The 21187-nt window shown below is 66.2% G+C and carries 23 protein-coding genes, 1 pseudogene and 1 riboswitch; of the genes and pseudogenes, 12 read left to right on the top strand and 12 right to left on the bottom strand.

Features of this window, described 5'->3' with window-relative positions; genetic code table 11:
• Positions 1-43: 43 nt before the first annotated feature.
• Positions 44-1873 carry an ABC transporter ATP-binding protein/permease gene (locus FHY04_RS07710; RefSeq protein WP_183936021.1) on the bottom strand — a complete coding sequence of 610 codons (1830 nt, stop codon included), beginning with the start codon at positions 1871-1873 and terminating at the stop codon, positions 44-46.
• Between the two features lie 43 nt (positions 1874-1916).
• Between FHY04_RS07710 and FHY04_RS07715 the strand changes: the two genes are divergently transcribed.
• Positions 1917-2225 carry a hypothetical protein gene (locus FHY04_RS07715; protein ID WP_260171385.1) on the top strand — a complete coding sequence of 103 codons (309 nt, stop codon included), beginning with the start codon at positions 1917-1919 and terminating at the stop codon, positions 2223-2225.
• A 146-nt stretch (positions 2226-2371) separates the two neighbouring features.
• Here the strand turns inward: FHY04_RS07715 and FHY04_RS07720 are convergent, their stop codons facing one another.
• The 4 genes from FHY04_RS07720 to crtY form a co-directional block, all read right to left on the bottom strand.
• A complete protein-coding gene (locus tag FHY04_RS07720; RefSeq protein WP_183936022.1) occupies positions 2372-3319 on the bottom strand; it encodes a phytoene/squalene synthase family protein in 948 nt (315 codons plus the stop codon).
• Between the two features lie 148 nt (positions 3320-3467).
• A complete protein-coding gene (locus tag FHY04_RS07725; RefSeq protein ID WP_031394045.1) occupies positions 3468-4049 on the bottom strand; it encodes a TIGR00730 family Rossman fold protein in 582 nt (193 codons plus the stop codon).
• Positions 4050-4246: 197 nt separating this feature from the next.
• Positions 4247-5725: a phytoene desaturase gene (locus FHY04_RS07730; RefSeq protein WP_031394044.1), complete on the bottom strand. Its 1479-nt coding sequence runs from the start codon at positions 5723-5725 to the stop codon at positions 4247-4249.
• Positions 5722-6888 (bottom strand): lycopene beta-cyclase CrtY, encoded by a 1167-nt coding sequence (crtY, locus tag FHY04_RS07735; protein WP_183936023.1) that lies wholly within the window; start codon positions 6886-6888, stop codon positions 5722-5724. Before crtY ends, FHY04_RS07730 begins: the two co-directional genes overlap by 4 nt.
• 235 nt (positions 6889-7123) lie before the next feature.
• Here crtY and FHY04_RS07740 point away from each other — a divergent pair, with 235 nt between their 5' ends.
• On the top strand, positions 7124-7708 hold the full coding sequence (locus tag FHY04_RS07740) for a GNAT family N-acetyltransferase (RefSeq protein ID WP_183936024.1): 585 nt from the start codon (positions 7124-7126) through the stop codon (positions 7706-7708).
• Between the two features lie 172 nt (positions 7709-7880).
• On the opposite strand, the gene FHY04_RS07745 is transcribed toward FHY04_RS07740, so the two are convergent.
• A complete protein-coding gene (locus tag FHY04_RS07745; RefSeq protein WP_183936025.1) occupies positions 7881-8300 on the bottom strand; it encodes a hypothetical protein in 420 nt (139 codons plus the stop codon).
• 421 nt (positions 8301-8721) lie between these two features.
• Between FHY04_RS07745 and FHY04_RS22500 the strand changes: the two are divergent.
• From FHY04_RS22500 to thiC, 4 genes and pseudogenes are all read left to right on the top strand, one after another.
• Positions 8722-9079 (top strand): annotated as a pseudogene (locus tag FHY04_RS22500) (sterol desaturase family protein); the annotation flags it as partial.
• A complete protein-coding gene (locus tag FHY04_RS07750) occupies positions 8985-9434 on the top strand; it encodes a DUF2141 domain-containing protein (RefSeq protein WP_260171386.1) in 450 nt (149 codons plus the stop codon). The pseudogene FHY04_RS22500 and the gene FHY04_RS07750, both read left to right, overlap by 95 nt.
• 69 nt (positions 9435-9503) lie before the next feature.
• Positions 9504-10367 (top strand): MipA/OmpV family protein, encoded by an 864-nt coding sequence (locus FHY04_RS07755; protein WP_236701581.1) that lies wholly within the window; start codon positions 9504-9506, stop codon positions 10365-10367.
• Positions 10368-10454: 87 nt separating this feature from the next.
• Positions 10455-10564: riboswitch (TPP riboswitch) on the top strand.
• Between the two features lie 39 nt (positions 10565-10603).
• A complete protein-coding gene (gene thiC / locus FHY04_RS07760; protein ID WP_183936026.1) occupies positions 10604-12526 on the top strand; it encodes a phosphomethylpyrimidine synthase ThiC in 1923 nt (640 codons plus the stop codon).
• 57 nt (positions 12527-12583) lie between these two features.
• Here the strand turns inward: thiC and FHY04_RS07765 are convergent, their stop codons facing one another.
• Positions 12584-12889: an alkylphosphonate utilization protein gene (locus FHY04_RS07765; RefSeq protein ID WP_031394037.1), complete on the bottom strand. Its 306-nt coding sequence runs from the start codon at positions 12887-12889 to the stop codon at positions 12584-12586.
• 25 nt (positions 12890-12914) lie between these two features.
• Entirely contained in the window at positions 12915-13040 is a 126-nt protein-coding gene (locus FHY04_RS22505; RefSeq protein WP_260171387.1) for a hypothetical protein, read from the bottom strand.
• Positions 13041-13208: 168 nt separating this feature from the next.
• Between FHY04_RS22505 and FHY04_RS07770 the strand changes: the two genes are divergently transcribed.
• Together FHY04_RS07770 and FHY04_RS07775 are read left to right on the top strand one after the other, a co-directional pair.
• Entirely contained in the window at positions 13209-13757 is a 549-nt protein-coding gene (locus FHY04_RS07770; RefSeq protein WP_183936027.1) for a hypothetical protein, read from the top strand.
• Positions 13750-14388, top strand: a complete 639-nt coding sequence (locus tag FHY04_RS07775) for a YbhB/YbcL family Raf kinase inhibitor-like protein (protein ID WP_183936028.1) — start codon at positions 13750-13752, stop codon at positions 14386-14388. The genes FHY04_RS07770 and FHY04_RS07775 overlap by 8 nt, the downstream gene beginning before the upstream one ends.
• 43 nt (positions 14389-14431) lie before the next feature.
• On the opposite strand, the gene FHY04_RS22510 is transcribed toward FHY04_RS07775, so the two are convergent.
• The 3 genes from FHY04_RS22510 to FHY04_RS07785 form a co-directional block, all read right to left on the bottom strand.
• Positions 14432-14560 carry a hypothetical protein gene (locus FHY04_RS22510; RefSeq protein ID WP_260171388.1) on the bottom strand — a complete coding sequence of 43 codons (129 nt, stop codon included), beginning with the start codon at positions 14558-14560 and terminating at the stop codon, positions 14432-14434.
• Positions 14561-14895: 335 nt separating this feature from the next.
• The gene (locus tag FHY04_RS07780; RefSeq protein WP_311724103.1) at positions 14896-15906 is read right to left on the bottom strand and encodes a GGDEF domain-containing protein; all 1011 of its coding nucleotides are present in this window, start codon (positions 15904-15906) and stop codon (positions 14896-14898) included.
• Positions 15907-16001: 95 nt separating this feature from the next.
• The gene (locus tag FHY04_RS07785; RefSeq protein ID WP_031395292.1) at positions 16002-16532 is read right to left on the bottom strand and encodes a peroxiredoxin; all 531 of its coding nucleotides are present in this window, start codon (positions 16530-16532) and stop codon (positions 16002-16004) included.
• A gap of 91 nt (positions 16533-16623) precedes the next feature.
• On the opposite strand from FHY04_RS07785, the gene FHY04_RS07790 reads away from it, so the two are divergent.
• Positions 16624-17472 carry an inositol monophosphatase family protein gene (locus FHY04_RS07790; protein ID WP_183936029.1) on the top strand — a complete coding sequence of 283 codons (849 nt, stop codon included), beginning with the start codon at positions 16624-16626 and terminating at the stop codon, positions 17470-17472.
• Positions 17473-17661: 189 nt separating this feature from the next.
• Here the strand turns inward: FHY04_RS07790 and FHY04_RS07795 are convergent, their stop codons facing one another.
• Entirely contained in the window at positions 17662-19785 is a 2124-nt protein-coding gene (locus FHY04_RS07795; RefSeq protein ID WP_183936030.1) for an AsmA family protein, read from the bottom strand.
• Positions 19786-19984: 199 nt separating this feature from the next.
• Between FHY04_RS07795 and rpmI the strand changes: the two genes are divergently transcribed.
• From rpmI to FHY04_RS07810, 3 genes are all read left to right on the top strand, one after another.
• Positions 19985-20188 carry a 50S ribosomal protein L35 gene (gene rpmI / locus FHY04_RS07800; RefSeq protein ID WP_031395289.1) on the top strand — a complete coding sequence of 68 codons (204 nt, stop codon included), beginning with the start codon at positions 19985-19987 and terminating at the stop codon, positions 20186-20188.
• A gap of 19 nt (positions 20189-20207) precedes the next feature.
• Positions 20208-20573, top strand: coding sequence for a 50S ribosomal protein L20 (gene rplT, locus FHY04_RS07805; RefSeq protein ID WP_031395288.1), 366 nt, complete (start codon positions 20208-20210; stop codon positions 20571-20573).
• 262 nt (positions 20574-20835) lie between these two features.
• Positions 20836-21177, top strand: a complete 342-nt coding sequence (locus tag FHY04_RS07810; RefSeq protein ID WP_031395287.1) for a GIY-YIG nuclease family protein — start codon at positions 20836-20838, stop codon at positions 21175-21177.
• The last annotated feature ends 10 nt before the right edge of the window (positions 21178-21187 follow it).

A 21187-nucleotide genomic window follows, 5' to 3' on the forward strand; every position in this document is an offset into this window, starting at 1 on the left:
CTGGACCCCGGCCTTCGCCGGGGTGGAAGACGGAGCAACGACCTTATTCCGCCGCGAGCGCCCCCGCGTCATCACCCGCACGCTCCTGCGCCTGGCGGTTCCACATCTCCGCATACACGCCGTCCGCGCGCAGCAATTCGGCATGCGTGCCCTTCTCGACGATCCGCCCCGCCTCCAGCACGACAATCTGGTCGGCATGCACCACGGTCGACAGCCGGTGCGCGATCACGATCGTGGTGCGGCCGCGCTCGATCGCCTCGAGCGTGTCGAGGATCTCCGCCTCGGTGCGGCTGTCGAGCGCGGACGTCGCCTCGTCGAGGATCAGGATCGGCGGGTTCTTCAGCAGCGTGCGTGCGATCGCCACGCGCTGCTTCTCGCCGCCCGACAGCTTCAGACCACGCTCGCCGACGCGCGTTGCATAGCCCAGCGGCTGGCGTTCGATGAACCCTGCGATCGCCGCGCCCTTCGCCGCCGTCTCTACGTCGGGCATCTCCGCGCCCTCGCGGCCATAGGCGATGTTGTAGCCGATCGTGTCGTTGAACAGCACGGTGTCCTGCGGGACGATCCCGATTGCCGCGCGCAATGATGCCTGGCGGACCTGCGCAATGTCCTGCCCGTCGACGGTGATCCGCCCGCCCGTCAGGTCGTAGAAGCGGTAAAGCAGCCGCGCGAGCGTCGACTTGCCCGCGCCCGACGGTCCGACCACCGCGAGCGTCGATCCCGCGGGCACGTCGAGCTCGAGATCGCGCAGGATCGGACGGCCCGCATCATAGCCGAACGAGACATTCTCGAACCGGACATGACCCGCGCTGACCGCGAGTACGGGGGCGTCGGCCACATCGACCACGGAAGCGGGCGTGTCGATCAGGTCGAACATCGCCGCCATGTCGAGCGCGCCCTGGCGGATCGTGCGATACACCATGCCGAGCAGGTCGAGCGGCCGGAAGAGCTGCGCCAGCAGCGTCGAGACGAAGACCACGTCGCCCGCCGAGGCCTCGCCCCGGCTCCACCGCCACACGACGAAGCCCATGCCGCCCGCGAGCATCAGGTTGGTGATCAGCGCCTGGCCGAGGTTCAGCCATGCGAGCGAATTCTCGCTCTTCACCGCGGCTTCGGAATAGGCGGTAATCGCGCTGTCATAGCGCTTTGCCTCGCGCTCCTCCGCGCCGAAATACTTGACCGTCTCGAAGTTCAGCAGCGAATCCACCGCATGCGCGACCGCACCGGTATCGAGGTCGTTCATGCGTGCGCGCAGCGCGTTGCGCCAGTCGGTGACCATCCGCGTGAACGCGATATAGCCGACCACCATTACGATCGTCGCGACGACCAGCGGCCAGCCGAACTTGGTCCAGAACAGGCCCAGCACCAGCACGAGTTCGAACAGCGTCGGCGCAATGTTGAACAGCAGGAAATAGAGCATCGTATCAATGCTCTTCGTCCCGCGCTCGACCACCTTGGTCACTGCGCCCGTTCGGCGCGACAGATGGAAATCGAGGCTCAGCGCATGGAGGTGGCGAAACACCTGCGCCGCCAGCCGCCGCGACGCGTCCTGTCCGACCCGCTCGAACACCGCGTTGCGCAGATTGTCGAACAGCGTCGTTCCGAACCGCGACGCCGCATAGCCGACCACCAGCAGCGCGACGAGCGTCAGCGCGCCGCGGTCGTTCCCCGCCATCCGGTCGACCGCATATTTCAGCGTGAAGGCCGCGCCGAACACCTGCACCAGCTTCGACGCGATCACGAGCAGCATCGCGACGACGATCCGGACCTTCAGCTTCGGCTGCCCCGCCGGCCACAGGAATGGCAGAAAGCGGCGGAGCGTCGGCAGCAACGGCTGGTCCGCGCGGGTGGAGGTGTAGGTATCAGGGGGCATTGCTGGTGGTGATGTAGGCGCGGTCAAGCCCCGGCGAAAGCGGTTGACGGAACAATCCTGCCACTTCGTCGCTTTTCATATCGTGTCCAACGCCGGGCACGGCGATCCACTGGAGAATGAAATGGAACCGCTGTTCTACGTCATGGCCATCATGGGTTGCAGTGACGGCAATATGAACTGCACCGAGGCGCGGGTCGTGCCGGCGCGTTACGAAACCATGGCGCAGTGCCGCGCGGCGTTGCCGGATCAGCTCGCGCAGAACACCGACGTTCCCTATCCGATGATCGGTGCCAACTGCCGCACCGCGGGCGCGCAGATCGCCGTGGCAGGCAAGGCCAAGCCCCGGGGCTGATATGTTGGTTCGAGCGGGTTTGAGTTCGTCTCCTTCGCTCTCTCTTCCCCGTTCGTGCTGAGCGAAGTCGAAGCACAGGTCCCGAACGGAGGCCCTTCGACTTCGCTCAGGGCGAACGGATAAGGGGTGAGGCGTGAAAGACTAAGCTACCGCGGTCGTGTCCACAGCCGCGGATCGCGCGGCGTGCGTGGATACAGCCGCTCCCGCGCCGCTGCCTCTCGCGCGGCTCTGGCGATAAACCCCAGCTTCTGCGCCCCCGACGTCGTAACGCGGTGATCCCACGCATGCTCGCCACGCGCTGCGACGGTCCGCCCGATTGCGCCATAGATACCGGCCGCCGACAGCACGGCCCAGGCCGATCGGAACGATAACGCGGGCGTGCCCTCCCGTGCGCTCGCCTCGAACGCCGCCGCGCGGTCCGCCATTCGCTTGGTGAGCACCGCGAGGCGCGCGCGGAATGGCGGCTTCATGTGCTGGCCGGGCGGAAAGTCCATCTCGACCAGCCAGTCCTCGGGCAGGTAGCAGCGCCCGACCCGGTCATCCTCCTCGACATCGCGCATGATATTGGCGAGCTGGAATGCCATCCCCAGGTCACAGGCGCGGTCGAGTGTGTCCTCGTCCTCGGGATCGACCCCCATCGCGATCGCCATCATGCAGCCGACGACGCCCGCGACATGGTAGCAATATTTGTAAAGGTCGTTTTCGGAGCGCGGTCGCCACTCGCGCGCATCGAGCGCGAAGCCCTCGACCAAATCGCGCGCGAACCGCTTGGGCATCCGCGTCTCGGCGGCGACGATCCGCAGCGCGTCGAATGCGGGTTCGCCGACGACTTCGCCCGCCAGCGCCTGCTCGGTCATCGCGGACAGCGTGACGAGCCGCGCCGGGGCATCGTCGACCACGGTCATGCCGTGCCCGTGATCCTGCCCGTCGGCGATATCGTCGCACCGCCGGCACCAAGCATAGAGCAGCCACGCCCGCTCGCGAGTCGGCTTGTCGAACAACAGGCTGGCGGCTGCGAAACTCTTCGATCCGCGCGCGATCGATTCCTTCGCCGTCGCGACGATCGCTTCGCGGGTAGGGGAGGGGAAGGTCATGCCACCACCTTTACTACCACCCTGGCGAAGGCCGGGGCCCAGGTGGGAAAGCAAGTGTAATGACGCGTAGCGCGAGCCAATCTCCGTCCCCCGACTGGGCCCCGGCCTTCGCCGGGGTGGTGCAGGATAGTATGCGGCGCGAAGACGGTCACAGATCCGACGCGTTCATCCGGACGATCGGCTGTGTCGGCACATGCTCCGCCATCCGGTCGAGCAGCAGGTCGAGCGTATCCGCGACGATCAGCAGGTCGCGGTGCTGCGGTCGCAGGAAGCCGACCTCGCCCATCTTGTCCCAGAACGCGATCAGATGGTCGTAATAGCCCGCGGTGTTGAGCAGCCCGACCGGATCCGCATGATAGCCGAGCTGCGCCCAGCTCAGCGCCTCCCACAGCTCGTCCATCGTGCCCGTACCACCGGGAATCGTCACGAACCCGTCCGACAGGTCGGTGAACATCTGCTTGCGCTGGTGCATCCCCTGCACGACGTGGAGCTCGGTCAGCCCCCGGTGCGCGACTTCGGCATCGACCAGCGCCTGCGGGATCACGCCGATCACCTCGCCGCCACCCTCGAGCGCACCGTCGGCGATCGCGCCCATCAGGCCGGTGCGGCCACCGCCATAGACGAGGCCGATTCCGCGCTCAGCAAAGGTCCGTCCCAGCGCGCGCGCGCCTTCGATATACAGGGGATCAGCCGGCGTCGCCGACCCGCAATACACAGCAAGTCTTTTCATCGTGCCTCGCTAGGGGAAGCGCGCGTGGTGCCGCAAGAAAAGAATGGGTCGTGCGGAGACGCGGAGAACGCGGAGGTGTTGCAGTCCGGACAGCGCTTGCGCTGTCATCATGCCCGCTCCGCCATCCGTTGGAGACACGGTCGCTTCGCGACACGCGCATCACCTCCGCGCCTTCGCGTCTCCGCGCGAACAAACCCTTACTGCTCGCCCTCAAGCATCAACCGCGCCGTCGCCTTAGCACTCCCGACGACGCCCGGAATCCCCGCCCCCGGGTGAGTCCCCGCGCCGACGAAGTACAGGTTCGGGATATGATCGTCGCGGTTGTGCACGCGGAAATAGGCGCTCTGCGTCAGCACCGGCTCGAGCGAGAAGGCCGAGCCCAGATGCGCGTTCAGATCCTGCGCGAAATCCTTCGGCGCATAGCTGAACTTGGTCACGATCCGGTCGTGGATGTCCGGGATCAGCCGCCGGCCGATCTCGTCGAGGATCCGCTTCTCCAGGATCGGGCCGATCTCGTCCCAGTCGACCGGGAATTTGCCGAGATGCGGCACCGGCGCGAGCGCGTAGAAGGTCGAATGCCCTTCCGGCGCCAGGCTGGGGTCGGTGACAGTCGGATGATGGAGATAAAGCGAGAAATCTTCCGCCAGCACGCCGTGATCGTAAATGTCCGACAGCAGCCCCTTATAGCGCGGCCCGAACAGGATCATGTGGTGCGGAATGCCGGGCCACGTGCCCTTGATCCCGAAATGCACGACGAACAGCGACGGGCTGTACTTCTTGCGCTCGAGCGACGCCTTGGTCCGCTGTCCGCTGCGCGACGTCGCCAGCAGGTCGCGATAGGTGTGCATGATGTCGCTGTTCGCCGCCACCGCATCCGCCTGGCCCGACCAGCCGCTCGCCGTCGTGACCCCGGTCGCGCGGTCACCCAGCGTCTCGATCGAGGTCACCGGGTCGTCGAGCCGCAGCACGCCGCCCAGCCGCTCGAACTGGGTCACCAGCGCCGCGACCAGCCGGTTGGTACCGCCACGCGCGAACCAGACGCCGCCGTCGCGCTCCAGCTTGTGGATCAGCGCATAGATCGCGCTGGTCGTCATCGGATTGCCGCCGACGAGGAGCGTGTGGAACGAGAGCGCCTCGCGCAGCTTCTCGGACTTCACGAAGCTCGACACGATCGAATAGACCGAGCGCCAGGCCTGATATTTCGCGAGGGCCGGCGCCGCCTTGATCATCGACCCGAAGTCGAGAAACGCGACATGGCCGAGCTTCTCATAGCCTTCGTGAAACACGCCCGCCGAATAGGCGAGGAACTTCTCATAGCCCGCCCAGTCGCCCGGATGCAGCTTCTCGATCTCCGCCCGCATCTGCGTATCGTCATTGGTATAATCGAAATTCGTCCCGTCCGCCCAGTTCAGCCGGTAGAAGGGCAGCACCGGGTCGAGCGTCACGTCCGCGCTCATGTCGTGCCCGCTCAGCGCCCATAATTCGCGCAGGCAGTCGGGATCGGTGATCACGGTCGGGCCGGCATCGAAGGTGAAGCCGTCGCGCTCCCAGTAATAGCCACGCCCGCCCGGCTTGTCGCGGCTCTCGACGATGGTCGTCTGGACGCCTGCGGATTGCAGCCGGATCGCGAGCGCCAGCCCGCCAAACCCTGCGCCGATGACGATAGCTGTCTTCATGATCTCATACTGCCTGCGATGGCGCGGACGGCGCGCACGATGGGGACGGGGGGCTTGCCGGTCAGGATCCGCGCCTTGTCGGTCATGGTCGAACGTCCGGCATAGAAACGGCCTATCAGCGAAGGGGAGAGGCGATAGAAGCGCTCGAGGATCCGGTAGCGTTCCTCAGGCTCCGCCGCGCGGAACAGCATCGTGTCGAGCATCCGGTAGAAACCGCGGCTTTTCCACGTCGCCTGCGCCATCGCATAGGTCGCGTCGTGCAGCCGTGCGCCCGAGAAATCCCCCAGCGCCGCGATCATCGACGCGGTCCGCACCGCATCGGGCAGCGAATAGCCGGTGGTCGGGTGGAACATCCCCGCGCGCATCCCCGCCTTGGCGACGCGCGCGCCGGTCGAGCGCCAATAGGCCTCGAAATCGCCGCCCATCGCGACCGGCAGGACGCCCGATTCCTCGCGTTCGATCCGCTTCACTGACCAGCCGCGCTCGGCGACATAGGCGTCGATCCGGTCGCGCAGCACGGGCAGATCGAGATCGGGCGTGTCGCTGTAATAGGTGTCTTCGACGAACATCCGCCGCGCCTTGAACGGCAGGCAATAGACGAAACGATAGCCGTCGAGCTGTTCGACGCCCGCATCCATCACCATCGGCCGCGGCGCCTTGTGCATCGCGTCGAGCAGCAGTTCGCGTCCGAGGAATTTCTGCCACGCCAGATCGAGCAGCGTAAGGTCGCCCGGCCCGCGCGCGTCGATCACCCCGGTCGCTTCGATCCGGTCGCCGTCGCTCAGCACCACCGCGGTCGCGCTCGCGCCGCTGACTTTGCAGTCGAGCATCAGCGCGTGCGGCGGCAGGACGCGGCGTACTTCGCGGTCGAGCTGGACGCTCTCGATCGAATTGTAACGCGCGTCGATGGTCCGCGCATGCCCTGGAAAGCGCACGTCATAGCCCTGCCAGCCATGCACCACGAGCGGCGCGACGATCCAGCGGTCCGCCGCCGCCACGTCGCTGTCGAAGAACGACCAGAGGTGATTGCCACCGACCGTCGGGGCGGCATCGACCAGCCGCACGTCGAGCGCCGGATGCTTCGCTTTGAGCGCCAGCGCGATCATCCCGCCGGCCAGGCCCGCGCCAACGATCGCGACGTCGCAGGAGATCGTCGATGCCATGGCTCCGACTAGCGCAAACCGGCGCCTGCGAAAACAGCCTTTCCCGCCCAATCGCACGCGAAGACAACCTGCATTGCCGGCCCCGCTGCCTCTTCCGCCACCGAGGCGATCCCCCTCGGGTTACCGCCTTCCGCTGCCACCGCGCGGCGGACGCGAAGGGACGGGGAGCGCCAGGTCGGGCATGGCGCGCCGCCGCCATCTCCGCCACTATGTCCATGCCAGATCCGGAGCCGCCATGCCCCCCTCACACCCGACCGACGCTTCGCCAGCACCGCACGCCGGCCCCCGCCACCCCCAGGCGCCGACGCTGGCCACGGCGCGCCTGACGCTGACCGGCCATGTCCCTGCCGATCTCGACGACTGCGCCGCGATGTGGGCCGATGCCCGCGTCTATGCGATGATCGGCGGCTCGCCGCGCAGTCGCGAGGAGGTGTGGATCCGGTTGCTCCGCTCGATCGGGCAGTGGACCGCGTTCGGCTATGGCAGCTGGATCGTGCGCGAGACCGCGACCGGCCGGCTGATCGGCGAGATGGGGTTGATCGATGCGCGGCGCGCGATCCTGCCGCCGATCGACGGTCCCGGTGCGATCGGCCCCGAAATGGGCTGGACGCTGACCGGCGACGCGCAGGGCCAGGGCTATGCGTCGGAGGCTATGGCGGCGGTCCTGGCCTGGGCCGACCCGCGCATCGCCGCCACGACCTGCATCATCGACCCCGGCAACGCGCCCTCGCTCCGCCTCGCCGAGCGCCTCGGCTACCGCCTGCGCATCGAGGGTCGTTATCGTGACGCGCCGATCCTAATCCTCGACCGGCGCGCCTGACCTCGGTTCCGGACGCTCGGCGGACAGGTCGAGCGATGCTGGCCGAGGAACTGCGCGGGTTTTTACGGTACCGGGCAGCCGCAAGTCGTCGCTGCTGCCCGGCACCATGTGCGGTGCGCGCTCTTTTCCGGATCAGCCGGGAGCGCTCATGCCCATGTTTACGCGCTGGCGATCAGTTCGCCGGGACCTTGATGAACGGGTCATAGCTGTAGGTCTTGCCCGACATCGAGAAGACGACGCTGTACTGGTAGGACCCCTGTCCTGTGCCGTTGTTGATCACACAGGTCCAATAGATGACGCCCGCGGGCGTCGTCTGTTTTTCAAGATTCTGGAATACACTATTCGGCGGGTTCTGCGTGCATTGACCGGTAAACCCGGTGATTGCGATATTATCGGCGGGATTGATGGGATAGACGGTCCACACCAAGACGTCACCGGCATTGCACGGCGTCGTCAACTCGTTGCCACCCTCGGACGTGCCTTCATAGCCCGTCGTGTCGATCATATACAGACCCTGGGTGATGGTCTGGCCACTGGCCGTCGACTGAGCTGTTTCCACATCCACAGCAATCATGATGTTGATGGTTGCCATATCCTCATCTCCTAAATTTATAGTATCGAGATGGCCTGTCTCCGACATGGCGTCAGACTTTCAAACAGGCGTTATCGTCGTAATGGAGCAATGTTCTGCTATCCGGATCTGAAATTCGTTGACCTGAGTGAAATTTCACATTGCAAGGCGTCAATGAGACTTCAACAACCGAGTTGTTGGCGCATGAATTCTGCAAAATCGATAAAGTTATGATGAGGATCCGGTGTTCGGACATAGATCAGGGCGGCGTCAAGTTTGCAGGCGCACAGGCCGTCGCGCTTTGCAGCCGCGTACCCGGATGCCGCCGGTATCGATCATTTTGCGGGGGCGATAGACTAGAGTCAGTGCAAACAGGTGGAGCACCGGCCGGGCGTGGTCGACCGATGGTCTGAATGGCAACGGCGTTCGATCCGGTCCCGTTGCTGTGATAATTCCGCTACGGGTCGTCGCGATTCCGACCGTGGCGGTGCGCTCGGTTTGGCTCTGACGGTCATGACCGTTATGGAGGGGGCCAATCCGATGGGCTGGGAGGTTTTTCCCCGGTTCATGTGGAGGGGAGCATTGGGGACATGGCTGATCACGGCCAGCCACCATCAGCCACACATCATGAACGATACAGGTGCAATTATGAGCTCACTTTCCGGTTCTGGGATCGGCTCTGCGGCACCGACCGGGAGCTCGGCAATGTCCGCAGATCGCATGCCAAGGCTGCCGCGCGTGCTGGCCGCGGCGGCGGTCTGGGCCGTTCTGGCGGCGGCGAGCCCGGTCACGCGGCTTGACGTCGAGGTCGACAATCTTCGCTCGGCCAAGGGCTTGATCCGTATCTGTCTGACCGCCGACCCCGACAATTTTCCCGCCTGTGTCGACGATGCCAAGGCGCTGACCCGGACCCTGCCCGCCGCGGTCCGGACGACGAGCTTTCCGGGCCTGCCGCAGCGTGGCTATGCGCTGGCGATCATCCATGACGAGAACAGCAACTCCAAGCTCGACACGATCGCGGGCATCCCGCGCGAGGGCTATGGCTTCTCGAACAACGCGGCGGTACGCTTCGGACCGCCGCGCTTTTCCGCGGCACGGTTCATGCTCGCCGGTGATGCTGAAATGCAACAGGTCAGGATGCGTTACATCTTCTGACGGATTGCAACGGACCGAATGGGGTTGCCCCGCGTTGCGCGGTGGAACCTTTTTGTCCGGAGCCCGTCCTTGCGCGCATTCTCACTCGTTCTGACTGCCGCAACCGCGGCCGTCGCCCTCGCCACGCCGGCACTTGCGCAGACGGATCCCAATCCGACCCCGCCAATCACCGATCCCGCCGACAACAACCGCATCACGCTGGGGCTCGGCGTCGCGTCGCTTCCCGATTACGAGGGTGCGGACAGCAACAGCTTCACCCCCGGCGCGGTCGCGATCGGCACGATCCGCGGGCATGACTTCTTCACGCGCGGTACGCAGCTCTACGTGAACCTGATCCCCAATACCGGGTCGGTCGGGATCAACTACGAAGTCGGCGTTATCGCCGCCGTCCGCACCGATCGCACGGGCCGGGTCGACAACCGGCAGGTCCGCGCGCTCGGCAAGATCGACACGGCCTATGAAGTCGGCGGCTTCGTCGGCATCGGCAAGACCGGCGTCATCACCAGCGATTACGACACGCTGACCGCGCGTGTCGCCTATATCCACGACGTGTCGGGCACGCACGACAGCTATGTCATCACCCCGCAGGTCAACTACACCACGCCGCTGTCGGTCCGCACCCTGGTCGCCTTCGGCCTGTCGGCGGATTATGCAGGCAAGGGCTTTGGCCGGACCTATGCCGCGGTCACGCCGATCGGCACGATCAACAGCGGTCTGCGCACCTATGACATCAACGACAGCGGCTTCCGCCGGGTCAACGTCTCCGCGTTTGCTTTGCAGAGCCTGTCGGGCGATCTGCGCCGCGGCTTCGGCGTCGGCGCAGGGGTGCTCTACGGCCGCATGCTCGGCAAGTACAAGGACAGCCCGATCGTCGCGGACGTCGGCGATGCCGACCAGTGGCTCGGCGCGGTGGGCCTGACCTACACCTTCTGATCGCAACCCGCCGATCGATCCGAAACCCCGTGCGGCCCGGCCGTGCGGGGTTTTTCCGTTTGCGCCCCCGTCCGTTGCGCCTATGCTCGCCCTACCCCGGGGGAGCGCCGATCCGCGCTTGAGAGGAAGGCAGGAGCCTTCGACCCGCTGAACCTGATCCGGTTGATACCGGCGGAGGGAGGGAGCGGTCGCCACAGAACCGCATGCCTTGCTCCGAGACCTTTAGGAGCAAGCGCATGGCCGATTACGATCCCCGCATCCCGACCGCCGACATCGGCGTCACCACCGGCCCGATCCGCGGCTCGCGGAAGATCCATGTCGCGGTGCCCTCCAGCCCCGACGTCCGCGTCGCGATGCGCGAGATCGTGCTCGACCCCAGCTGCTCCGAGCCGCCCTTGCGCGTCTACGACACCAGCGGTCCGTACACCGACCCCAGGGCGACGATCGACATCAACGCCGGCCTGCTGCAACTCCGCCGCCAGTGGATCGAGGCGCGCGGCGACGTCGAGAGTTACGACGCGCGCGCGGTCCGGCCCGAGGATAATGGCCAGCTCGGCCCCGACCGCTCGGGCGGCGTCCCGCAATTTCCCGGCAGCATCAAGCGCCCGTTGCGCGCCAGGGCTGGCGCCAATGTCAGCCAGATGCATTACGCACGCCGTGGCATCATCACGCCCGAGATGGAATATGTCGCGACCCGCGAGAATCTCGGCCGCGCGATGCTGAAAGAGTATAAGCGCGACGGCGAGAGCTTCGGTGCGTCGATCCCCGACTTCGTCACCCCCGAATTCGTCCGCGACGAGGTCGCGCGCGGCCGCGCGATCATCCCCAACAACGTCAATCACCCCGAATCCGAGCCGATGGCGATCGGCCGCAACTTCCTGGTCAAGATCAACGCCAATATCGGCAACTCCGCGGTCGCGTCGAACGTCGCCGCCGAGGTCGACAAGCTCGTCTGGTCGATCCGCTGGGGCGCCGACACGGTGATGGACCTGAGCACCGGCCGCAACATCCACGACACGCGTGAATGGATCCTGCGCAACAGCCCCGTGCCGATCGGCACCGTGCCGATCTACCAGGCGCTCGAGAAGGTCGGCGGCGTCGCCGAGGAGCTGACGTGGGAGATCTTCCGCGACACGCTGATCGAACAGGCGGAGCAGGGCGTCGATTACTTCACGATCCACGCTGGCGTGCGCCTCGCCTATATCCCGATGACCGCCAAGCGGGTCACCGGCATCGTCTCGCGCGGCGGCTCGATCATGGCGAAATGGTGCCTCAGCCATCACAAGGAGAGCTTCCTCTACGAGCGCTTCGACGAGATCACCGAGATCATGAAGGCGTATGACATCGCCTATTCGCTCGGCGACGGGCTGCGCCCCGGCAGCATCGCCGACGCGAACGACGAGGCGCAGTTCAGCGAGCTCTACACGCTCGGCGAACTCACCCACCGCGCATGGAAGAGCGACGTCCAGGTGATGATCGAGGGCCCCGGCCATGTGCCGATGCACAAGATCAAGGAAAACATGGAAAAGCAGCTCGAGGTCTGCGGCGAGGCGCCCTTCTATACCTTGGGGCCGCTCACCACCGACATCGCGCCGGGTTATGACCATATCACCAGCGGCATCGGCGCGGCGCAGATCGGCTGGTACGGCACCGCGATGCTTTGCTACGTCACGCCCAAGGAGCATCTCGGCCTTCCCGACCGCGACGACGTGAAGGTCGGCGTCGTCACCTACAAGCTCGCCGCGCATGCCGCCGATCTGGCGAAGGGGCATCCCGCCGCGCAGATGCGCGACGATGCGTTGAGCCGCGCGCGCTTCGAATTCCGCTGGCGCGATCAGTTCAACCTGAGCCTCGACCCCGATACGGCCGAGCAATATCACGACCAGACGCTCCCCGCAGAAGGCGCCAAGACCGCGCATTTCTGCTCGATGTGCGGTCCCAAATTCTGCTCGATGAAGATTACGCAGGAGGTGCGTGACTTCGCCGCCAAACAGAACGGCCCCGCCGACACGTTCCTAGCGGCCGATATCGATCATACCGACGCCAACCGCGCGATCTTCGCCAAGGGTGCGCATGCCGACGCGGAAAAGGGCATGGCGGAAATGAGCGAGAGGTTCCGCGAGAAGGGCAGCGAGATCTACCTCCCCGCGGACGTCTGATCCGCCACACCTCGAACTCCTTCCCCGCCAGGGGGAGGAGTTCGGGGGGTACGTCCGTTACCGCTTGCGCACGAATTCCGCGCGCAGGACCAGACCCTTGATCCCCTCGTAGCGGCAATCGATCTCCTGCGCGTCACCGGTCAGGCGGATCGCCTTGATCAGCGTGCCGCGCTTGAGCGTCTGGCCCGCGCCCTTGACGGTCAGGTCCTTGATCAGCGTCACCTGGTCGCCGTCCGCCAGCACGTTGCCGACCGAGTCGCGGACCACGACCGCGTCGTCGTCCGCCGCGCGGGTCGTGGATGCGGCGTCGGCGGCGACCCATTCGCCGCTGGCCTCGTCATAGACGTAATCGTCGTCCGCCATCGTCATCGTCCTGTTTCGTGCCGGATCACTTGAGCGTCGTCATCTCGACGGGCTTGCCCTTGGTCGTCGGGTTCGACGCGTTCGCCTTGGGCTCCTTCTCGGCCTTGGGCTTGCGGACTTCCTTGTTCGATTTCTTCTGGCTCTTGGCCATGATGCTGCCCTTCCGGCGGGGCGGAGCGCCCCGGGACGGCGACGATACACGCTTGCGCGCGCGCATACCCGTAGATTCGGATCGCCAGGTCGCCCCGGCAGTGCGGGCATCGCGGGCAACCTCGGCCCGGTCGGCGCGTTGGGATGAAAAGAGCATGAGGGGGCTGCGATGCATATCGGATCCGGGGCTGCGCCGATTACCCTGTCGCTGCGTGCGGGGATGGCAATGCTTGCCATGGCCGTGTCAGGCTGCAGTGCGGGCGACGATTCCCAGCAGACCGCTGCGGTTACGAATTTCACGCCGCCTGCCACGCGGACGCCGACCCCCGTGGCGGGGCAGGCGCAGACCACGCCGCTCACCGCCTATGTCGGCAAATATCCGCATGATGCGCTCGATGGCGTCGATTTCTTCGATCGGACCGAGGTTGCGGGCGGGTTGCTCGCGGTGGTCGACGATGCCCGGTTGCGATCGCTGATCCGCGGGCGTTCGGGGCCGCAGACGCCGATCTTCCAACGGGGCCGGCGCATCGCCTCCTGGGGGTGCGAGGCACATAACTGCGGCGATCACAACTGGATGGTCGCGATCGATCCGGCGGGTGGGACAGCGCAGGCCTGTTATCACGATGCCGGCACGATGCGCGATCAGAGCCGCTGGTATGCCGATGGCGCACCGGTCCTGCGCCCTGGCGCCTGTCCTTCGGAGGGTAACGATGCTTGAACACATGCCTGCCTGGCTCGGCCACGCACTTAAAGGATTGCGCGCTGGTGCCGACGCGTTGGTGATCGCCCGGTCCGGTCTCGGGTCGGGCGCGCAGGCCGGCACGGGGTTCGCGACGCTCGACCTGACCAGCCCCGCCTTTGCGCATGAGGGGCGGTTGCCGCCGCGGTTCACCGCCGATGGTGACGGGGTGTCGCCGCCGCTGGTCTGGAGCGTGCCACCTGCGGGCACCGCCGCGCTCGCGCTGATCGTCGAGGATGCGGATGCGCCGACGCCGCAACCGCTGGTTCACGCGATCGTCTGGCATATCGCTGCCGATCGGCTGCGACTGGCCGAAGGTGCGATCGCGGCCGACGGCGCAGGGACGCCCGACGGCGATGTCGGGCGCAATTCATATCTGCGCGAAGGCTGGCTGCCGCCCGATCCGCCGACCGGGCATGGCGAACATCGTTATGCTTTCCAGCTTTTCGCGCTCGATGCGGCGCTGGGCGATCCAAGCGTGTCACCGGGCCGCACCGCGCTGGTCGAGGCGATGTCGGGACATGTGCTCGCGGCGGGGTTGCTGATCGGGACCTATTCGCGCGAGGAGGCCGCGCCCGTCGGCCCTGCTTCATCGGCCATGCCGGCCTGACCGCGATCCGCGCCTGGCGGGCAGGGATCCGCCACGCTGCCGGTCAGGCGAACGCTGCGGCGTGGGTCGCGATCAGCAGGACGGTGGTCGAGAAGGCGACGATGCAGACGAGCAGGCCGGGGTCCCGCGCCCGATCGGGCCGCGATTGGGCGCGATGGAGATGACGAAGCATGATGCAGTCTCCGCAGTCAGGCCAGATCACGCGATCGGGATGATCGGCGTCGCTGCGCTGATCGCGATGCCGGCGAAGACCAGCGCCCCGGCGAACGAGAGGAGGATGCGCTTGGCGGATTCGAAATGGATCGAGGACATGGTGGCTTCCCTTCGGTGATGGCGGCGTCCGGACCATCCGGCTGCCGATATCCCCTGCTTTGCACACCCCGTGCCAGTTCCGTATCCGGCTGAATTAGCGCGGTTTTTCGCTGCAGGCACGCAGCAGTTGGGATTTTGCGCCACACAAATCCGGTGAACGGTGCCAAGGATCGGTGCCGCGGACCGCCGTGCGGATCAGGCGGCGCAGATCCGGTCGCGCCCGTCGCCCTTGGCGGTGTAGAGGAGCCGGTCGGCACGGGCGAACGCGCTCTCGGCGGCTTCGTCCGCATGGATCGCAGTGACGCCTGCCGAAAAGGTGATCTGGCCAAGCGGCGAATCGGTCTCGCGGTTGCGGAAGCGTTTGGCGGCGACGATCGCGCGGACCGAATCGAGCAGGCGCGCGGCGTCGCTCAGGCTGACGCCGCACAACAGCACTGCAAACTCCTCGCCGCCGTGCCGCACGACGAGATGCCCCTCGCACCCCGCCGCGATCATCTGGCCGATCGCGGTCAGCACCCGGTCGCCGACGCCGTGGCCAAACGCGTCGTTGACGCGCTTGAACCGGTCGACGTCGCATACCGCCAGGCAATAGGGGCCCTTGTCCGCGTCGCGTGCGCCGAACGCCTCGTCGAACGCGCGCCGGTTGGGCAGGCCGGTCAGCGTGTCGCGCCGTGCGCTGTCGCGCGCCTCGATCAGCTTGGCACGCAGGACGTCGGTCTCGTGCTTCGCCTTGGCCAGCCGCACCTCCGACTCACGGATCCGGCCGATCATCGCGGTGGTGATCCGCGTGATCTCGTCGATCTCGGCTAGTCCCGGCGAGGTCGTGATCGCTGCCGCGCTTTCCGCCAGGTCATGGCCGAAGCCGCGGGTCTCGGCGTGGATGCTGTGCATGATCGTCGCGAACCCGTCGACATACTCCTGCGTCTCGGCGACCAGCCGGTCCGCCTGCCCTTCGCGTTGCGCGGGATCGCACGGGCCGTCGTGATCGACCACCGCAGAGGGCTCGGTGACCTGTCCGCCAAGCGCCTCGATATCCCTGCGCAGCAGCCGGACGCCGCCCTCGGTCAATTGCGCAACCTGCGCCGCGAGCGGGCCGTCCGGCGCCGACAGCACCGCATGCGCGAACGCATAATGCGACGGATCCGGACGCAACCGGTGCTTACGGAGGAATCGGCCGATCTGGTCGAACAGGTCCTCCGTGCTCACCTGTTGTGCGCCCTGCGCGTCCCGCATGTCATTTGCCCCCGTTTCGCCCCCGGAATAGAACGATAAAGGTTAGCAACGCGTGACGATTTGCGGATCTATCGGCGGTTAAGGGTCTCGACTGCGGCCAGCGTCGAACTGACATGCTCGGCCGGGTTCATGTCGTCGTGAACAAAGGCGACCCGGCCGTCGCGGCCGATCACGTAACTGGTGCGCTTCGTGACGTCGCGTCCCATCACTTGCTTGCCGAGCGCGACGTCATAGCCCGCGACGACCTTCGGCCCTGCACTGGCGACCGCGAACTTGCCCGCGCATTTCTCTGCCGAGAATTTGCTCAGCGTCTCGACGTTGTCCGCCGACATGCCGATCACCGTCGCGCCGGCCTTCTTGAACGCGGGGACCGCCTCGGCAAAAGCATGCGCCTCGGCATTGCAGCCACCGGTATAGGCCGCGGGGAAGAAGTAGAGCACGACGGGGCCCTTCTTCAGCTGTTCGGCGAGGTGGACCGTGAACACCTTGCCGGCGATCGCGCCGCGCGTGGTGAAGTCGGGCGCCTTGGCGCCGGGCGCGAGCGCCGCGACTGCGGGGGTGGCGAGGAGGAGGGCGGCAAGGGTCGGGACGAGGCGCATGGGGCTATACTCCGGTATGATCGCAATGACGTACGCCCGCTCGCGGCATCCGTCCATTGCCCGCGCCGTACAGGCTCGATAGGCAGGGCACATGCCAGTGACCCAAGCCGATATCGACCTCGCGCACCGCCTCGCGGATGCCGCGGGCCACGTCATCCGACCCTATTTCCGCCACGAGCATGGCGTCGAGATCAAGGACGACCAGTCCCCCGTCACCCGCGCCGACCGCGAGGCCGAATCGGCGATGCGGCGGCTGCTCGACGCCGAACGCTCGGGCGACGGTATCGTCGGCGAGGAGTTTGGCGAGAAGACCGGCGTCACCAACCGCAAATGGGTGCTCGACCCGATCGACGGCACGCGCAGCTTCACCGTCGGCCGCGCGATCTTCGGCACGCTGATCGCGCTGGTCGAGGATGGCTGGCCGGTGCTCGGGATCATCGACCAGCCGGTCCAGCGCGAACGCTGGGTCGGCGTCGCGGGGCGTCCGACGACTCTGAACGGCGTGCCGGTGCGCACCCGGGTCTGCCGCGAGCTGGCGGGATCGACGATCGCGACGACCAGCCCGCATCTGTTCGGTGAGGCTGACGTCCCGCATTACCTCGCGCTCGTCGCGGCGATTTCGGGTGGCAACCCGCGCCAGGGGCCGGTCTATGGCGGCGACTGCTATAATTACGGGCTGCTCGCGAGCGGGCATCTCGACGTCGTCTGCGAATCGGGTCTCCAGCTCTACGACTTCGCCGCACTGGTCCCGGTCGTCGAAGGCGCCGGCGGGATGATGTGCGACTGGAACGGCGACCCGCTGACTGCGGCGAGCGAAGGCCATGTGCTCGCGATCGGCGATCCGGCGCGGCTGGACGACGTGCTCGAGGCGATGCACCGGATCGCGGGTGATGCGCATGACGATGGCGGTTCGCATAACCACGGCGATCACGACCATTGATACCGTCTTGGTGGCCGACGGGCGTCATGCCTCGCACCCAATCTGATATCCGTCATCCCGGCGAAAGCCGGGACCCATGGACACGGAACGGTCGCTAACCGCGCTGGCCGAAACCATGGGCCCCGGCTTTCGCCGGGGTGACGGGATGGGCTTGGTAGGCGCAAAAAAAACTGCAGCGCCGCCGCCGCCTTAGAAGATCCCCAGAAACTTCTTCTTCTGCCCCTTCTTCTCCGCCTCGGACGCCTTGCCGTCCTCGCCCTTGGCGGTCGTCCCGCGGCCGACATCGTCGCGCGTCTCGCCCTTGGTCGTCCGCTGCGCCTTGGCGGTCGCGCCGGCCAGCACCGGGCCGCACGCGGTGGCCTTCGCATCGCCGACATCCACGAACGCAAGCACACCCGCGACCGGCGTCGCCACCAGCGCGAGGCCCAGCCCGGTGCCGACGCGGGCGAGCAGGTCCTTCGACACCACGCTCATCTTCGGTGCCGCGAACACCCCGCCGAACCCGACCGGCGACTGGCCCGCAAACAGGCTGAACTTCTTCGAATCGGCGCGGAAGGCGAGGTCGACCGCCTCGTTGCGGAAGCTGAACCCGCCGCGCCCGACGATCACGTTCTTTCTCGTGTCGATCAGGATCGGGTCCGCTGCCGCCACACCGCCGCGCACGGTGAAGCCGATCAGGCCGCAATTGACCTGGACCGGCTCGTCGAGCTTGCCCTGGAACATGCGCTGCGCGAACGTGCCGATGTCGAGCTCGGCGAGCTGGACGTTGCGCACCGACAGTGCGCCCGACGGCATCACAAACGCGATCCGGCCGCGTGACGACGCCAGCGAATCATGGATCGAATCGCCGCGCCCGTCGAGCTTGATCCGCCCCTTGATCGTCCCGGTCGTCCCCGCCTCGGCAAGCCCGTAGCCCTTGAGCAACCGTCCCATCGGCGTCGGTGCGAGGCGAATGTCGTAGGACACCGCGCTCGGCCGCGACCGCGTGTCGAAGACCGCGTCGGAGGCGACATTGCCGCGCGCCATCGCAAACGTCAGCGGCGACAGCGCCAGCCGCCCGCGCTCGAGGTCGAGCGTCAGGTCGACGTTCGAGATCGGGATGTTCTTCGACCGGACCACGCCGATCGTCCATTTCAGGTCGGCATCGAAGATCTGCATCGTCTCGACCGGGAAATTCCCATCGGGCATCAGGCGTTGCGCGCCCGCGCCGGTCGCGGCGGCGGCCGCCACCGCGCCGCGGCTCTCGACGATGTCGGGATTGTAGCCGATGAACGGCGCGGCATCGACGATATCAAGGCTCTTGGTCGCGAGCACCGAATCGAGGTGGATGCGTTCGCCATTGGTAATCGTCAGCTTGCCCGCCAGATCAGTCTTCCCCGCCACGCCGGTGATCCGCGTGAAATGATATTCCTCGCCCTGTTTCACGAGCTGTCCGCGTAGCCGATAGGTGCGTGTGTTCGGTATCGCGACGTCGATCACGCCGAGCAGGGTCGACAAATTGGCGCCGCGCGCGGTCACCGCGAGCGGCACGTTCTCGACGTCCGCGATGCTCGGCAGCGTGCCGGCGACGTCGATCACGTTGCCCGCCGCGCGCATCCGCGCGACCAGCTTGTTCTGTCCCCGGTTGGCTGTCGCGTCGGGCGACAGCAGCTGCGCGGTCACCGTGAACGGCGTCTCGCGCAGCTGGCCGGTGCCCTTGAGGCCGACCGCGCGGCCGATCGTCGCATCGACGGAGCGGATGTCGGCGACGTCGAGATTGGCGAGCACGCGCATCCGCGGGTCGAGATAGCGCACGCTCGTCCCCGTCACCGTCGCCACGTCGATCCGCGGGAATTCGAGCGGCTCGCCGCCCTTCTTGTCGCCGAACGTCCAGCTGTTGGCGGTATGCGCGGCATTCCATTCGAGATCGACCGTACCATTGACCAGATCGAGCCAGTAGAGTCGACGCTTGCCGAAGATCAGCGACAGCGGCGCTATCCGCGTGTCGAGCTTGTCCGCCTGGAACAGGTTGGGCCGGCTCGCCCAGTCGGGGTTGGAGAGCGTGAAGCGCTCGGCATAGAATTTGATTCGGAACGGCGCGAAATAGAGCTGGAAATCGCCGCCGACGGTCACCGTGCGGTGGGTCATCGACCCGACGATCCGCTCGAACGGATGCTTCAGGAAGCGACCCTTGGTGATGTAGAGTACCAGCCAGATCGCGGCGATCACCGCGACGATCCCGATCAGAATGTTGCGCAGGATCCGCCGTTTGCGCCTCTTCTGCGCCGCGGCGGGCGGGGGGGCGTCGATCGGCTGCGTCGGGCTGGCGTCCATGATAAGCCTATCGCATGGCGGGCGCAGCGGTTCCACTATGGTCGGATGCCGCATTAATGCGGGAATGCGGCTTGAGATTCCGGACCGATGCGGGTATCGGCCCCGCTTCCTCGAAGGGATGCGCGTTCGACGAATCGCCCGGCCAGTGTGGGCTGCCGCGGCGATTTCAGCGTTTCCCTTCGTAACCGAAAGGATAAAAATGCCCAAGCTGAAGACCAAGAGCGGCGTCAAGAAGCGCTTCAAGCTCACCGCCACCGGCCTGCTCAAGCACGGCGTCGCCGGCAAGCGTCACCGTCTGGCGCATCACAACGGCAAGTACATCCGTCAGAACCGCGGCACGAAGCTGCTGTCCAAGGCCGATACCGCAGCAGTGAAGGCCTGGGCGCCTTACGGCCTGCGTTGAGCTGAGAAGGAATTAGACAATGGCACGCGTAAAACGGGGTGTTACCACCCGCGCCAAGCACAAGCGTATTTTGGTTCAGGCGAAGGGCTATTATGGCCGTCGCAAGAACACCATCCGCATCGCCCGTCAGGCCGTTGAAAAGGCCGGACAGTACGCATATCGTGACCGCAAGGTTAAGAAGCGCACCTTCCGTGGCCTGTGGATCCAGCGCATCAACGCCGGCGTCCGCGCCGAGGGTCTGACCTATTCGCAGTTCATGCACGGCGTGAAGCTGGCGGGTATCGAACTTGACCGGAAGGTCCTGGCCGACATCGCGATGCACGAGGGCGCAGCCTTCAGCGCGATCGTCGCACAGGCGAAGGCAGCACTTCCCCAGGCCGCGTAATCCGCGACTGAGGTTGGGTTTGAAAAGGGCGCCGGTGGGAAACCACCGGCGCCCTTTTTTTGCGTTTGGGCGGAGTGAACGTCCAACCTCCGCGGTCCTTACCCCCCCCCCCCGTCATCCCGGCGAAAGCCGGGACCCATGGTTACGGCGGACCCGGCGAAAGCGTGCTACCATCACCCGGCCCGCAACCATGGGTCCCGGCGTCCGCCGGGATGACGGATATAAAAGATCCGGGGGAGGGTGATCAAAGGGGGAGCAAGAAATGCGCGAAACCTTCCAGCCCTGCGTCTACATCCTCGCCTCCCGCCGCCACGGAACGCTCTACGTCGGCGTCACCTCAAATCTGCTCGCGCGGCTGGTTCAGCACCGCGAGGGGTTGATCCCCGGCTTCACTCACCGGTACGGCATCAGGCGTCTCGCCTATTACGAGATGTTCGACACTATGGAGGCCGCGATCGTTCGCGAGAAGCGGCTGAAGGAGTGGCGAAGAGCGTGGAAGATCGAGCTGATCGAAGCGCGCAACGAAAATTGGGACGATCTGGGTATCGGTCTGGGGCTGCCCCGCCTACCCGATCTGCCGACCGAACCCGCTCTGGGAGTATGACGTGACGCAA

Origin of the sequence: Sphingomonas sp. BK481 (assembly GCF_014194875.1) — a bacterium.
Taxonomy (GTDB): Bacteria; Pseudomonadota; Alphaproteobacteria; order Sphingomonadales; family Sphingomonadaceae; genus Sphingomonas; species Sphingomonas aerolata.